Origin of the sequence: Chryseolinea lacunae (assembly GCF_016735595.1) — a bacterium.
GTDB classification, from domain to species: domain Bacteria; phylum Bacteroidota; class Bacteroidia; order Cytophagales; family Cyclobacteriaceae; genus Chryseolinea; species Chryseolinea lacunae.
Genome location: NZ_JAERRB010000013.1, coordinates 1 through 15,370, shown reverse-complemented (window position 1 = coordinate 15,370; position 15,370 = coordinate 1). Strand labels below are relative to the sequence as shown.

General features: G+C 42.7%; 9 protein-coding genes. 5 read left to right on the top strand and 4 right to left on the bottom strand.

Going from position 1 to position 15,370, the window contains the following annotated elements; all coding sequences use genetic code 11:
• Window positions 1–935: 935 nt before the first annotated feature.
• From JI741_RS26595 to JI741_RS26585, 3 genes are all read left to right on the top strand, one after another.
• Window positions 936–4,703: a YecA family protein gene (locus JI741_RS26595; RefSeq protein WP_202014781.1), complete on the top strand. Its 3,768-nt coding sequence runs from the start codon at window positions 936–938 to the stop codon at window positions 4,701–4,703.
• Between the two features lie 27 nt (window positions 4,704–4,730).
• Window positions 4,731–6,851 carry a hypothetical protein gene (locus JI741_RS26590; RefSeq protein ID WP_202014779.1) on the top strand — a complete coding sequence of 707 codons (2,121 nt, stop codon included), beginning with the start codon at window positions 4,731–4,733 and terminating at the stop codon, window positions 6,849–6,851.
• Between the two features lie 72 nt (window positions 6,852–6,923).
• Window positions 6,924–7,787: a DUF6367 family protein gene (locus JI741_RS26585; protein ID WP_202014777.1), complete on the top strand. Its 864-nt coding sequence runs from the start codon at window positions 6,924–6,926 to the stop codon at window positions 7,785–7,787.
• Between the two features lie 475 nt (window positions 7,788–8,262).
• Here the strand turns inward: JI741_RS26585 and JI741_RS26580 are convergent, their stop codons facing one another.
• On the bottom strand, window positions 8,263–8,760 hold the full coding sequence (locus tag JI741_RS26580; protein ID WP_202014775.1) for a hypothetical protein: 498 nt from the start codon (window positions 8,758–8,760) through the stop codon (window positions 8,263–8,265).
• A 13-nt stretch (window positions 8,761–8,773) separates the two neighbouring features.
• Here JI741_RS26580 and JI741_RS26575 point away from each other — a divergent pair, with 13 nt between their 5' ends.
• On the top strand, window positions 8,774–10,894 hold the full coding sequence (locus JI741_RS26575) for a carbohydrate-binding protein (RefSeq protein WP_202014773.1): 2,121 nt from the start codon (window positions 8,774–8,776) through the stop codon (window positions 10,892–10,894).
• Window positions 10,895–11,282: 388 nt separating this feature from the next.
• Window positions 11,283–11,912, top strand: coding sequence for a hypothetical protein (locus tag JI741_RS26570; RefSeq protein ID WP_202014771.1), 630 nt, complete (start codon window positions 11,283–11,285; stop codon window positions 11,910–11,912).
• 16 nt (window positions 11,913–11,928) lie between these two features.
• Here JI741_RS26570 and JI741_RS26565 read toward each other — a convergent pair whose 3' ends face one another.
• The 3 genes from JI741_RS26565 to JI741_RS26555 are packed head-to-tail and all read right to left on the bottom strand — an operon-like array spanning window position 11,929 to window position 14,774.
• Window positions 11,929–12,552, bottom strand: a complete 624-nt coding sequence (locus JI741_RS26565) for a hypothetical protein (RefSeq protein ID WP_202014769.1) — start codon at window positions 12,550–12,552, stop codon at window positions 11,929–11,931.
• Between the two features lie 18 nt (window positions 12,553–12,570).
• Window positions 12,571–13,347, bottom strand: coding sequence for a hypothetical protein (locus JI741_RS26560; RefSeq protein WP_202014767.1), 777 nt, complete (start codon window positions 13,345–13,347; stop codon window positions 12,571–12,573).
• A gap of 14 nt (window positions 13,348–13,361) precedes the next feature.
• The gene (locus tag JI741_RS26555) at window positions 13,362–14,774 is read right to left on the bottom strand and encodes an AAA family ATPase (RefSeq protein ID WP_202014765.1); all 1,413 of its coding nucleotides are present in this window, start codon (window positions 14,772–14,774) and stop codon (window positions 13,362–13,364) included.
• Between the last annotated feature and the right edge of the window lie 596 nt (window positions 14,775–15,370).

Sequence of the window (15,370 nt, the reverse complement as noted above, 5' to 3'; positions counted from 1 at the left end):
AGACACTTTTTGTTAAGGATATACGTAGAGCAGTTGTGGCGTACTTGATTTTAAGAGGGTCGCCATAGGCAGTTCAATCGGATCTTCGCATACTGGGTCCGGAGAGAATTGAACTACGTTTATAGATTTCTATTGGCCAACATCTTGGTGGCTGTGATTTTTAAGTGCACCGTTTTTCCCACCAGCCATTGCTTGTTCTTTTAGCGGAAGGACACGGAGGAGGAGGAGGGAAATGAACTTTGCCTCAATCCATTGATTTACAATATCTTAAAAGTGAGGATTCGGTGTACTCACCAGTTCACTCACCACTTTTTTGACTGCATTTTCAAGAGATCAATATAGCAAAGGGTATGGTTCTTTTTGGGCGTTGCCTAGGAATTTTTAGAGCCTCTTGCCCAAATTATTCTCTCGTAGTTTTAGCTTCTTGTCGCCTGATGGTAGGATAGGTGGAAGTGCGGATTCAGTGGCTATTTCTGGAAACTCTGTATAGGTCAAAATTATTCTGATCTCGACAGATCACACATACTAGTTCCCTAGCTTGTCTTTCGGTTTTTGAGACTCTAGGCTGCAGAGATTAGCTTTTTCAACCCTGCAAGTTTGACTGTGGCATCGGCTCAGAAAAACTTTCCCATCAGAAAAAACAAAAGTCCCAGTAACGGGACTTTCTATGCATTAGGGCCTAGGCCTCCTCAATTTCATAGCGGGAGTCGAACCCGCACGTTTTTTTCAAAACCAGGGGTTGGCAACCCCTTGCGTCTGCCAAAATTCCGCCATACGCTCGGGGGTAATACGTGTTCATGTTCCATAAAGTTCAGCCTGGATAAAAAAAATGTTTGTTTTCTCAAAAATGGCCCTTTTTGGCTATCGATTAAACACATCTCGCTAATTTTAAAGAGGCTTTTAGCGATCCCCGTTAGAATTAATCTCCAAGGCGAATGATTAAAATTGGTAGAAATGACCCTTGCCCATGCGGAAGCGGTAAAAAATACAAGCACTGTCACATTGATACCGAGGTGCCCATCCCGGAAGTCCGCGATATGCTAAAATCTGATAAACGTAACATCCAACATCTGTTCGACAACTGCAAAGCCCTGAATTCAGTCATTGTTTTAGGGGCGTTACAGTTATTCCCATCCAATCACGGCTGGAACCTTCACATAGAAGAGTTAGCCAATGAATTTTTGCGTCGTGTTGAAAAGAACAAAGGGCTGCGCCCGCCCGCATGGACCGAATTGGAAAGCATCATTCCGACATGCGGTGCTGGTCTGTATGTAGAACCTCCTTTAAACCCGTTCACGACCAACGTCATCTTCAGAAATGGCAATAACACCGTGTATCCGGGAATCTTCAATCATGGCACGCACATCTTAAATGAGATGATACGGGTTCTACATCACGACAAATCTCTTCCGGAAGGCTTCATAAAAATGGTATCGCAGGGAATCGGACTGCTTCTGGAAATGTCTCATCAGATCGCGCTTCAACTTGGGCATACACGTTATATGGACGTTGTCAATGAATCGCAAAGAATTGAATTTCCAGGTTATGAAGAAGGGATAAAGACCATCAGTGCAATTACTTTTACTAATGATGACATCATCGCTATCTGCAATGGTTACGAAATTTCACCGGAGGTGATTACGGAGTTCTTAGTTGACACCGACCTTAAAAATGACGATCCTGAAAATAACATCCTGATCACAAAACCTTTGCTCAAAGACGGAGACGACATTGTTGTTTACTCCCCAACAACAATCGTAAGCAGTCTGATCCATTTTGCCTGCGACCAGTCTATGAAACATAATTGCAACACGGAATTTATGAAAGCTCTCCAGGACGAGCAGCTTTCCGTAGCAAAGAAAGCGTTTCACGAAATGAATTGGTCGTTGACGGACATTCAATTGCCGACATCTCCTAATTCTTTACATGCAGACGAACTTGTATGTATGTTCGACAATCAGAAACTGGCTTACGTTTGCTTCTTACGGAAGAATGTTGATCCGAAACGAACTTCTGAGATGCTGGAGGGAAGAAAGAAGGTGGTTTTTGAATATCTCAAAACGATCAACCCTGACCAACCTTTTGATGTATTGACGCTCTATGTTTATCCGGATATTGGTGAAAATGTTCTTTGGAAATGGGATAAGCCGACTGATGGTAATTATTCTCTAATGTTTGGCGTACATGAATTGCAATTAATCGCAAGCCGTGAACACACGAATGCTCTGACGCTTTGGAAATTTGCAAAAGCTCTATATCACGCCGGGGAGAAAGTGAAGTTTCTGTGCAGGGGCGGGTTAACCGAACTCTTTTCAATATTCGAGTTCAATCAGGGAAGCCTTCTGCATCCGACGGAAGTAACGGGAATCAATGGCGTGCAGCTGATAGAAAGTAACAATGCAGCCGAACTTTTTACTGAGCATTACGTCCGCAGGGACGAACATGCAATAATGACAAAGTTTGAGGGAACCGTTGGATTTTTTCAGGTAGTGCGTTATCGCAAGTATGCTCCCATTTACACCATCGACACCGGAGACGAAAGTCCATACCTGATACTTGATGGTTTCAGAATGCCAATCTGGTTCAAGATTGAGCAGGATAATGGCAAGAACAGCAAGTGGGCTCATTATATAGCAGACGCTATTGCCTTCTGGTTGTGGCGGATGAAAGACGAACTAGCGCACGTCCTGGAAGAACAATCATTTTTCAAGTTTGAATTCGAGATCGTTGTTGATCAAAGTCTGGATAACGAGAAAGGCTTTATCATTAAGGATTTCCCTGAGAACGTTGAAATAAAGATCGAAACCGCGCCTATGAAAATCCGACTTTTCATTCCTTTCGATTTTATCTACGAAGCGTGGAAATCCAATAATCAGGCGGACCGTCTCTTGCTAAAAACCGCTTTGAACGGGTTGATTCAATACATCCGTGAGGCAGGCAAAGACATTGAACTCACACCCGAAGACATTGATCGTATCATTGAAAAGATCATGATACCTGAAAATGCCAAGATGATTCTCTTCAATGATTCATCATACGACGTAAGGCTCGATGATCGCAACCTGCCGCCGGTCCATTACATTCCGGAAGCTGACGAATCCATGGTTCTCGAAAATATCGTTTCATGGCTACCAAAGGGATATTCAATTCCGGAAGAGATTACTGATGTTGAACTAAAGAAAAAATTGTTCGACGATCTAGTTACCGTGCTAGTTGAACGTATCACGAAAAAGCTGGAAACGATGAACGGCCCAAAGCTCTTGGAGTGGCTGATCCGACTCAATGAGCGTTGCACACAAATAAAAGAATTTAGGGAAATTCTCATACCAGCAAAGATTGCCTGTTTCAGCGAGTTTGATGACGAGGTTTCATACTTGCAGGATGAAAAGAAAGACGTTGTGGCAACATCACATGCCCTTCGTACGCTGATTGAATTTGTCGCTACCAAGATCCCGTCCGGTACGAAATGGCCGAACTATGATGACATCGATGAATTACTCGCTATGGTGCACCAACTTACAAACTTTGGTGCACTGAGGGAAGCGATTACATTCGGATTTGCCGATCCAAAAATGGGATTGCTTCCGTCCGGCAGAATCGGTATTGACAAGTCATTCGAGCAGGATGTCTTAACTCCATTCTTTGAAGCGAAAACAGAAGGAACAGTATTAGGGTATGTTGAGCATTTTGAAAGTAAATACCAGGCTTCTCACCGGAAGAAAGAAACCCAACAGGAACGTGACGCCGAACTTGAAGCCGCCTTTCTTGAAGAATGTGGAATCGAATTGCCGCTTTTAATACGCGTCGTATGTGAGTTGAGAGATTTTGGATTTGAAAAGGGTCAAGGATTCATTCGCATTCTGAAAAAAGATGCTATCAGTCTGATTTTGAAAAAGTATCCTGAGGTTACCGAAACTCAAGCGCAACAAGTCTTTCAATTTTTGACACTCCTCGAACGTGCTGGCATTGGTAAACCTCCTTCGGGTTACGGAAGTCAGGACATTTTTCCGTGGCGTTTCAATCGGCCGATTTCATATTTGAGAAGGCCACTTATCAACTACAAGGACGAAAAAGGTGATGAACATTTGTACTACGGGTATCGTCATCTGGTCTCATACCTTGACCACCTCTTTTATCTTATTTACAATGGAAAGTTACCTGAACGCACGTCAAAGAAAATGCGTGACTATATGGGTACCGTACTTGGTGAGAAGGGTACGCCTTTCAGGAACGAGGCAAAAAACTGGTTCAAAAAGAATTCAAAACTGCAGGTCATCGAACACCAAATTCCGATTTATAAGTTAAGCGGCAATGAGAAAGACAGAGAACTTGGCGATATCGATTTACTGGTAATTGATACGGTTAACAAAGTGTTCTATCCCATTGAGTGCAAGCATAAATCCGGCGCAAGAAACATCCTTGAAATGAAAAGGGAAATGGACGATTTTTTTGGCCGCGATAGCAAAAGCAAAGATGCCAAACTCTTGAAACATGAAAAGCGAGATGCTTGGTTAAAGAGCAATCTCACACGACTTAAGTCATTCGTAAACGATCCGGAGTCCTTCAGCGTCCGTTCGTTGATACTTTCAGCAGAAGAAATAGCAGTTGGTTTTCTGGCAAAAGATTCAGAGATGCCAATCGTTTTGTTCAATCAATTGAAATTAAAAGGCGATTCAATTATTACGAATCCACCCGCGAAATAATATCTTCAAAATATTTAAGCAACTCTTATGTACACGAATTTAGCCGTACTTAACAGTGATGCAATAAATCGGAAAAGGATCAAGTTTACGGTGGGAGCTTTGGAGGATGCAATCTATAAAAATTGTATCAGAGGCATTCCTTCGTTGTTAGGTCACGACGGTCTGCAGCCAATTGGTTGGAATTTTCCGTTTGCTCTGTACATGGAGCCGAAATTGACGAGGCTTATCGGTGAGTATCAGATCGTACAAACAAATGACGATCAGACTTTAGTCAACAAGGCTTACAGCGCTGCCGTAGCGCGGCGGTATCACGAAGAGTGTGAACCATACCGGGAGGCCCTTGAAAAATTAATTGGAGATCACCAGACCGAGAATGGTAGATATGTAGGTTTGGGATGCGCCGCATATCTAGACGAGGGCATATTGACTAAGGTATATCCTCACCTGGCCTCGATATCGGATTCCGACGGTTTAGCATTCTTGGACGAGTTAATGAGAGATTTTGAATACTTGGGACAAGGTGTATTCAAAGACAGGAACCGGGATGTTTCAATTTTTTGTCACCAGTATTTTCGGCGCAGTCTTTCCCACATCAACAACTTTCACTTTGACTTCCTGCATCATTTCATAAAACTTCACGGGAGGCCTGGCATTAAGCTTCGGATTGCATTGGATAAAAACTTGATCGGTGTTGCCTCATCATTTCACGAGCGGGAGGAACTAGAATACGCCTGGGGTCCGCAGTATTCCGAGGACGTTGACAAGATACGCCCTGGCGTGACCCACTACGATTGCGATGAACAACAAAAAACGTTCTCGGGGGTATCCGGAATGCAATTCTGGTGGAAGGATGATTCCAATAATAAAATTCTTGAAGCAGAAGAATTGCGAAATGATCCAACCGAGGGTGCCAAGAGCGATCGCTACGGCTGTAGGTACATTCATTCCATCTATGATGTCGAAAACAAAACATTCGAACACTTTGATGGCGCCATTAGAATGTATGATACCGAAAGCATGATAACGCGTCTTGAAAAAGAAATGAATAAAGCAGGTAAGAACTCGTTATACACCAAATTGTTTCGCATAGATGGAGAACTTAAACTGAATGATTGGAAGTCGCTGATCACATTTTACTATCAAGGAAACCCCATTCCATATGAGTACTTCGGGTTGAAGGAAGAACTTGAAAAGTTGTTCGTGGGAGATCACCCGATTCAAAGTAAGTCGATTGTCGAAGAATGGGTGCCTTACAAAATGGAAGCTACTGACGGAGTACGGCTATTCTTGTCGTATCATAAACAGACCGATGTAGCCGTTGCGTACGACCGGATTATCATCAACCCAGATTCAGTAACAATGGTTGATGGTCGATACGACGTGGTTGAGTTTCATACATTGGAAATCCAAAAAGCATTGAAACGACTTGGTCAGTATCTAACGATTCCCGCGAATATCAAGTTTATTAACCCACACGACAACTGCATTAACTTTCCCACTATACTTCATAGTAAATCAAATCTATCCGATAAGCTTCAGAAAACAGTGACGGCTTATCTTACAATACTTCACTCACTAGCGGATAAGAATCCTACGATTGCCATGACCCTGGCATGGCCATTGGAAGATAAGGAAGTTCGGCTTTCAATCTTTGGTAAGTCGACTGAAATTGCTTCATGGCTTAAAGCTAATCTCAACATTCCAGTTGAATATTTAGAGTTTCGTAAGTGGGTCGAAAAACAAAGTGTCTGGCTCGGAAAAAATTATGACGCTAATTTCAATAAACATGATTTGTTCGATCTAATAAGTCGCGACGGGGTAATATTCATTCATCGAAAAACGGTGGACCCCGACTGGATTACATTCAAGGAGAATGAAAAAGGTGAATTAGGCTACGAATTAAAATTCCCTAAAGAAAACGCGGACCTTTTTACGGCTGTGAAAGAAGGTAATTTACAAGCCGGAGTTTTTTATATCGTTGAAGCAGCTTTTTGCAGCAAGACAAAAATGGATTATTTCCTGTCTGACACGTCCAAGCTATTGGACGAAGGCGTGTCAGCCGTGATTACCGAAGTAGGAACACTTGGAGCATTTTGGACTGATTCCGCGCGCCTATTGGCGATGGAGTCACCACGTAATCAGGGATAGACCTCAAGATGGACCATTACTTCATAAGCACTCGAATAGTAAAATTGATGAAAACTTAAATATGCGGCACAAATGAAGTACTTCCTAGAGTATGAGTTTAAAACTGAGATGGATAACTATTGTTGGTTTCCTCTTTTTATTGAGGCGCAAAATTTCGAGGAAGCTGAGTTAATATCAATCACGATCAAAACAGCGTTAATAGAAAAGTACACTTTGAAAAACAGACCTTCAGTTGTCTGGGTGGTCGATAATTTCAAAGCGGATCAAATTAACGAATACGTAAATCAACGATTTTCGCGTTGTATCAGAAATCTCCTCCACTTTCGTGTTTTAAAATTTGACGTGTTACCGACAATGCCTGAATTGAACTATTCCGAGCACGTGAGTATAATTAAATCAGACAGGGGCCTCACTGTTGATTCGATTCCAAAGCTTGTTGACCAGCGTTCTTTTAATGTTGGTCTTTACGGTCAAATGATAGAGGTTGGATTCCAAGAGTTTTTGCTTATAGATGTAATGGATGTTTCGAGCACACTGGAAATTTACTTTATCGTAGAGATTCCAGCGGCACAATTAAAATTTACCGGACTAGTTAACGAGGGCATTTGGAAAGATGCACATTTGAAAGGTTATAAAATGAGGGTTGACGCTCCTCATACGCCGGACGGGAAAAGACATGTTCATATTGCCCATAATAAGCATACGCACAGCAAGGATAAACAAGTCTCCTGGAACGACGATAAAACGCGTCACGACAAGAAAACATTTGATTCAAACTTTCACGGCATGGAGCGCGCTAAAGAAATCGCCCGGAGGGCACTTGGTTTGAATGACGATGCTATCCTAGAGCGATATCTCCCAACCGCAGAACTTATTGTTGAGAGTGAAGAATTAGCTGTACATAAAAATGGTTCAATCTTTCTAAAACTGAACTAGGTTTTCTGGGCTATCAAACTGAACGGCGCTCTAAGGTTGAATTTATCAGAGGGCTACTGCTCAGGTTACGGCATTTACAGGTCTGCTAGGTCCGCCTTATGGTTTTGTACGTGGGCCTGACAACTCAGACAGGCATCGGAATGCATGTTGAGGCGGGGACAATCAGCTGATTTTGAGCCCAGCGGAATCACGACCTAAAATCTCTTTAAGTTTGCCGTACTCCATCCGGGATTTGAACCCAGCAACCACTCTGCTGCCTTTCAATGTTTTAGACATGACGAAAATATTGAGTCACCAGTTAACTCACTTTTTATAAATTCTATGTTAATGCTATTGCCTAAATGCTTCTTTCGTCAAAGGAGCGTGCGTTGAATGGAAAAGACGGAGAAGGAGTTGTGCGAATTTCAATTAGCTGTAACGCAAGTATTGCTGTCTCAGAATGGGGACCAAGAATTGGCCGACATGGTAAATTCTTCTACTGCCCCGGAGAGAATCGAACTCCGATCATAAATATCTGTGAGTCAATATTTTGGTGGTCGGTTTTTTTGGAATACACCTTTTTTCCACCTATGAAATCAAACCAAATTGTAACAATCCGTATGACTAATGTACGCAGTTGATTCCTTAACAGCAACTTGCTCACCGAAAAGCTCATAACTTCCCCACAGTTCTCGGTGTCTTTCTTGTGCGCCATGTGCATGCTGGGATGTACACGTTTTTTCCAGAGGTTGTAATGATGATAAAAGGAAGTTCTGCTAAAGCCATCAGGATATTGAGCATGATATTCGTCCCACAAGCGTAGCAGGGTAACGCCACGCTGACGCAATCGCTTTTCCTGCTGCTTTAGAAAATCCTGAAGAGGTAGAAGACGATCATCCACGATCGCCTCTGGCTCTTTATAGAATAGTTCATTAAGCTCCTTGTCTGGCAGTTGGTTAATCTGTTCCGAAGTGGTTTTAAGCCCGAATGTCATTGCGTACAACTATTTGAATCTTCCCCAAATAGTGACCAAAGGAGGAAATTCTATACACTATGTCTATGACGCCTGCGGACGCAAACTACATCAGTATGCAACCTATGGCGGGCAGAGTATTCAAACTGACTATGGCCCTGGATTGCAGTATGAAAATAATGTTTTGCAATTTGTTAATCATCCAGAGGGAAGAGTGGTGATGGCCAATGCTAAGTTAATTTACACCAATTCAGCAGGCAGCGTGTCAGCGTATACAGGAGTCAATTGTACCCTTAGCGTGGTAACACCAACAGGTCCGACCGGTGAAGACTACGTTAAGGTAGTCAGCAACGGAACCACATCACGCACTGGAACCTTTCCAATTGGTGGGAGTTTTCCTGTCTCCCCAGGCGAGCGCTACAAAATCCGAATTAGGGGTTATAGGGACAAAGGGGCGGCAGCGAGCAGTAATCCTGCATATCTACTGATAAAAGTAAACGGAGTTGATGCCAGCTGGCCAGGTGCCGTATTGCCTTTGAGTTCCACCGGCCAGGCAGAATCATGGATTGAGCAGACGATCACTATTCCGGCGGGAGCTTCAATGCTTCAGGCCGGCGTGGTGTGGAACACAGTCCTCAATGGTGAAGCAATTTTTGTTAACGATATGGAAATATCGAAGCTTGAAACTTCTTCTCCTGAGTACCAGTATCACCTGAAGGATCATTTAGGCAACGTCCGGGTCACTTTCACAAACAAGCCGGAAACTGACGCTAGCCTTGCAACAATTGAAACCGATCAAGCAAATGCTGAGCGGGCCAAATATTTGTATTACGACGAGGCAGTCCGCGTCAACGCAAACCTCTTTGATCACACTAATGAAGAGACGGGTGTAGTAGAAGCACCGCCTTCCGGAAGCATTTCCATACATAAGGAAGCAGAAGCCTATTCTTCACAAAACGGAATGGTGGTGGCGTCGGGCAGTCTCACCAGCTGCGATGATGCCGATTGGGCACAATACAATGCCATCAATCTCACCGGCATCATGGCATTGAAAGTTCAGTGTTCTGCTGCGCAGAGCATTGGAAGAATTGAGGTGCGGATCGGCAGTGTTTCGGGTACGGTGATCGGCACATTACAGGGACCGAACACCGGAAATTCAGCTGTCTTTACGTCGTTCACTATCCCTATTGCGACAACAACAGGCTCACAAAATGTTGTGCTGCTTTTTAAGGGAGGAACAGGCATAGCCAATATAGACTATCTAGATTTTACCGGACCAGGCTCGGGAGGCCAGCCTGTGAAAGGGGTTAACATAGCCCCAGGCAGAATAACTTTAACCATTGGGCAGACAGGCCAGTTGTCAAAAACAATAACGCCACTGGAGGCAACAAACCAGGCTGTGACATGGTCGTCCAGCAACACCGCCATTGCAACTGTAAATACAAGCGGGATAGTGACGGCCGTAGCGGCGGGATCTGCGCTGATAACAGTGTCGACTAGCGATGGTTTTTTTTCGGCGAAGGCCGCAGTGAGCGTTAAACCTGCAGATGGCAACATGGTGTTGAACCCAGAATTCGATTTGACCACAACACAATGGACGCTCTTTGATAATACAGGAACAAATCATACCAATGGTGGAACGACCCTGGCAGCTGTTACCGGCGCCGGATTGTCAGGGACCAATGCAGCGTATGTAGATGTAAAGAATACAAACAACGAGAGCTGGACACTACAGTTGCGTCAGGCTTTAAACGTTAGAATTGAAGCGGGCAAAACGTATGAGATCACCTTTATGGGCAAAGGTCAGACCGCTCGGACGATTAATGCTGCCTTGCAGGGTGGCTTGAATGGTACCGATTTCTGGAATCAATCCATTAATTTGACTACGACCGCCCAAACTTTTGGACCTTATACTTTTTCATGCACTGATGGAAGGGTGAATGCCGAATCGTTGTTTAATTTGACGTTCTACCTGGCCAAAGGAACGATAAGCGATGTGTGTGGAGATTCCGAGCCCATTGACCACTTTGTTTCAGGAGGACGTGACCAGCTAAAGTTACTTGAGGACTTAAACTTCGCCAAGGTTTCGAACCCCTTGATTGCTAGAGTCGTTTCTGGTCAAATGATAGCGAAATTGGGTGGTCACGTGATCTGAAAATTGATGGTCAGGGCAAAACGGAAGAAGATGGTCAGTCACTTCGGATTCTCCATCATAGGTAGGCACCCACTCCTAAAACGCGAAGGGTAGATGTGAAGGAAGTACGAAATTCTTAGTAGCGCGTGACCTTGTACTACGTACAGATTCAAGGCCCGGTAACTCAGTGATACAGTCATTGAACGAACGAGATGGGACAAACCTATATTCAATGTATGCAAGTACGTTGGAGAGTATCAGATACATCAAGTATGTGTGCGGTACGAGGGGAGTCCTACCTATGCCCAATAATCTAGTGATTTATATTCAGTATAGTTATTAAGTATATTATTATCTATATTATTATCTATATTAATACACGTACTATATAGCGTTACTTACAAACTGTATGTCTGAGTATGAAATAGAAATGGAGTATAAAAGAAAGAGAGATGATGTGTTGGATAATTCTCTCTTTCTTGAAGAACGAATCAACAAGCTGCTTGCAGAGCTTTTACAGATAGATGCACCAAATTCAATTTCTCTTTCGAATAAGGATTCTGCATTATCATTCAATACAAAGGTTGGCCTACTAATTGACATCGGTGCGTTGGAAAAGGATGAGAGACAAAAATTCATGTACTTCATGGCCATCAGGAACAAATTCATGCATGTTCGTAGTGTGTTTACATTCAGCCAATGTTTTAGTACCGTTGATGGCCTCGAAAAGTATCTGCGGAAACATTACATTGCTTCTGATTCGCTATCCAATGAAGGGCAACTTGAAAAACTATATCGTTCCCTCGCGAACGATGTGTTGTCGATCTCTCACAGAATTGAATACAATGTTGGTATGGCGGGAATTAAAAGAAGCTCTGTTGAGAACCTTGCCAAGGCAAGGGAAATTATGATTCCCGCAGTAGTCGAAATAGAAACAGCATTGCAAGACAAGAAGTTAGATCGAAAGAAAATTCAAAAGTCTGTAGAGTGGTTGAAGGGGTTATTGCAGTTCACAGCTAGCTTCCAAAAAGAAGATTGAGCTATATCTTGACAAATTAGCTATTCAATCTAAGGGTCTCAATAATCAATTTATAGTGGATTGAATCAAGACTTTGGATCGCTTTGTTCAGATCACTGTCTGCGTCAATGTCCTCAACCTGATCCTGAAAAAGATCATCTTTAGATACAAAAGTTCGGTAGAGCACATATTGATTTACCTTATCACATTCACCTAATGCCAATCCACCATGCAGCGGAAGTTGGGCTTTGAGTATTCCGTTACCAAGGTCTCTGGTTAGTTGTGTCGCGCTGATCCGGAAATCTTTGTAAAATTCAAACGCTGTCTCCAATACGGTCAGTTCCTTCTTTAAGCAACGTTGCGCGTATCGATGGAAGAAATGTGCAGTGAAGAAGTTCACACCGATGGCACCCTTTGTCACCCAAACATAACCATCACTGGAATGGTACCAACAGCCAACAGCGTAGTCAATTCCCTTCTTGTCGATTCCGTAGATATAGACAGTGAGAAGCGTGTTGGAACCAATCTTTTGTTGATAGGCATGAACTTTCTTACTGGCCTTCAACATCTGTTTAGCTACATCCTTGACTTTGGTATCAATCCTTTTTTGATTGCTTGTGATCTCCGAAACAATGTGCTTCGTAACCTCTTTATGGGACATTGATGGGAGTATCATTTTTTAACTATTGGGGTAGAAATTGAGCTTGGCGACAATATATTCCTCTGACGCTGGAAGGAACCCCTGCTGTCCAATCGCCTTGTATTGATGAGCAAAATCAAGTAAAGATGTTAGTACTTGTTTAAAAGCAACAGCATTTCTATCATAAAGGATAGCTTGATAACGGTGCAGGAAATCCATCATGTACCCATGATACTCTTCCACCAAATCCTCAAGCAACACATAATCACCAAGGGTTGAAATATATCCCTTAGAGTTGTTCCATCGATCACTCTTCAATAGTTCGGCTACCGGATATACAATCTTTGTGTGCCCCCATTTGGAATCGAATCTCAGCGAAGGGCCAAAATTTGTTTGATGGAGAATATTGTTCCTCATATCGCTGAAAAACTTCGTGAGGTTCATTTTATGTAACTTTTTCCATTCGGCAAGTAGGTCATTTTTCCAAGGCAATGGCTCTGCATGCTTTTTTAGAATGTCGAGCAACGAAAATTGTGATGAAATATAGTTGTGTATATATACCATGCCGTTGCTGAGAATTTCGTTTCTCTTGGCAAAAGCACTGTCATCCAAGTAGAATTCACTCCTGTTGGTTTGAAATAATCCCGTCAGAACTCTGTGATTAAATTCATATATGTAGATCGCACGGTCTACCGGAAAAATAGTGTTCGTATACGTGATGTAATTTTCTGTTGACATCAGCTCCATTACGTTTCTGTTTATTACGTTAACCGGAGCATTCATAATCTTTTGGATGTCGTCACGAAACTTACTCATGATCAATGGTATTTTCAGCGAAGTAAAAAATTTAATTCCTTATCAAATAGTTTGGAAAAATCTGCTGCAGTGCTAATCTTATTAGCGATCATCTCAGCAAACTTCCTTTTGGTTTTGCCCTCTTCTTTGTAGTCTCCCTTTACTGTCGCGAATTCAGAATTGAATTGTGTATATATCGCATTGTCTAAATTGGGATAGTATTCTTCAATACTTCCACGCTTTAATTCAATTAATGGATTGTAAACTTGTTTGGAAATTCTGTCGACTATTTCTTTCTGGTCACGCGGCAGACCTGACCTATTGTCTAGGATGACTTTGTATCTAGTACCATAGAACGGGTTGCATTTAAGCAGTGTATTTATCCGGCTCAATTCTTTAAAGGTCTCTGTGAATTTGCCTGCGTTAGTTACACCAGATGCGGAAATGAATGTGATGTTCCTGAGCAAATCCTTCTCTTTTGCTGTATCGAGGATTATTTGCATAGAGGCTTCTTCGAGCAACACAAAATTCTCAGGGTAGCCCAAATCAGTCACGTCACCGCCCAACATTTGCCCCATTATTTGTGAGCATTTGTGACTTGGGAAACCACTACTTCTTGCAATTGGATTCATATCGAGATCAATCATTTTCCCATCACTCATCGGGTAAATCTTGTGGGATGTGTAGTCTGATATTCCACCGATAATAAATGGGCTATGAGTTGAGATTACGCAGATCAACTTTTCTTGCACGGCTGTCGGCAATGTGGCGATGGTGGTCTCGATAAATTTTGGTATCTGCTTCTGCAGATCAGGATGCAGATTATTTTCTGGTTCTTCCAAGAGCAACAGGATATTATCAACTAGTTCAGGCTTTACGGACTTCAAGGACTCTAATGTCCAGCGTAAGAAATTGAATGATTTGAGACCACTAGCAAAATATTGCGCATCAACTTCCCGACCTTCAGGATCAAGCAGGATTGTTCTGGTGGGTGCCGAGCTAAACGCAGGTTGCTGTGCCGTCCTCGCCTCTGTGATGTTCATCTGTAGAATTCTTGATGACTCGTTCAAGAATTCGTGGGATTGTGGATACAATGCATGATACCGAAATTCTTGAGTGGTTACATTATTGGCTCCCATTTCAGTCCCACCGGAATTAGTCTGCATGATCGCGAGGCTTAGATTACCCTCATCAGATGTGTGATTAGGATTGATGTTAGCTGGCTCCCATTTTATTCTCCGAGACTTTTGCCCATTTGAAAATTCAACGTGACTACCTTCAATGCAAAATGTCTTCGCATTTCCACCATCGGTGAGATGTGACATCGCGTTTATGACGCTTGTCTTTCCACTACCATTTTTACCCACGAGCCAATTGACTTTGGCAAAATCATCAAGAACGGCTTCCTCAATTCTTTTGTACTTGACAATGGTTAAAGTCGTTGGCATATAGCTGTGGGGGTTAGTCTGTAGAGGTGTGGAGATTGAACGACAATGATCATTCAATACGTGATAGATTGAATGTAGCAAGATGTAAACGAAAATGGAAGACTCACGCCTTCCACCGATGGGCTTTCAATCAGTTCGCAGAAAATCTTTCCGTAGTGGTAAAAACGTTGTAAACGCGTAGTGGTAATCGCGTAACGTATTGATTATCAGATCCTATAGTAGCCCCGGCAGGGATTACAAAGCCCTTATAAATGCTTGGTTTACAACTTAAAAGAGAATCATAGGAAATCTCATTCACCTAATCTCACACCCAACCTTTTTCGAGTAATCGTTATCAAATTTAGCGACTTGAAATCTAAAATGCCATTCAATTAGCGTGGAAATTCCTTCCAATTGTAAATCCGGGTTTTCGGAACGCTGCGTAAGCTTCCCCTGAGTAGCTACACTCGAATGTAATAATTATCATCGTAAACCCCCTTGTTGGAATGTGGGATACTCGGTGTCGGCCTGTGCGGCTGGGAGTCTTCCACATTTCAACAGGAACGCCCGTGGCGTAATGTTATCTAAGCTGTCATGGGGTCGAACATTGTTGTATT

Coding starts and splice junctions, on each gene's coding strand:
- JI741_RS26555 (WP_202014765.1), bottom strand. CDS start 14,774: ATGCCAACGACTTTAACCATTGTCAAGTACAAAAGAATTGAGGAAGCC.
- JI741_RS26560 (WP_202014767.1), bottom strand. CDS start 13,347: ATGAGTAAGTTTCGTGACGACATCCAAAAGATTATGAATGCTCCGGTT.
- JI741_RS26565 (WP_202014769.1), bottom strand. CDS start 12,552: ATGTCCCATAAAGAGGTTACGAAGCACATTGTTTCGGAGATCACAAGC.
- JI741_RS26595 (WP_202014781.1), top strand. CDS start 936: ATGATTAAAATTGGTAGAAATGACCCTTGCCCATGCGGAAGCGGTAAA.
- JI741_RS26590 (WP_202014779.1), top strand. CDS start 4,731: ATGTACACGAATTTAGCCGTACTTAACAGTGATGCAATAAATCGGAAA.
- JI741_RS26585 (WP_202014777.1), top strand. CDS start 6,924: ATGAAGTACTTCCTAGAGTATGAGTTTAAAACTGAGATGGATAACTAT.
- JI741_RS26570 (WP_202014771.1), top strand. CDS start 11,283: ATGTCTGAGTATGAAATAGAAATGGAGTATAAAAGAAAGAGAGATGAT.
- JI741_RS26580 (WP_202014775.1), bottom strand. CDS start 8,760: ATGACATTCGGGCTTAAAACCACTTCGGAACAGATTAACCAACTGCCA.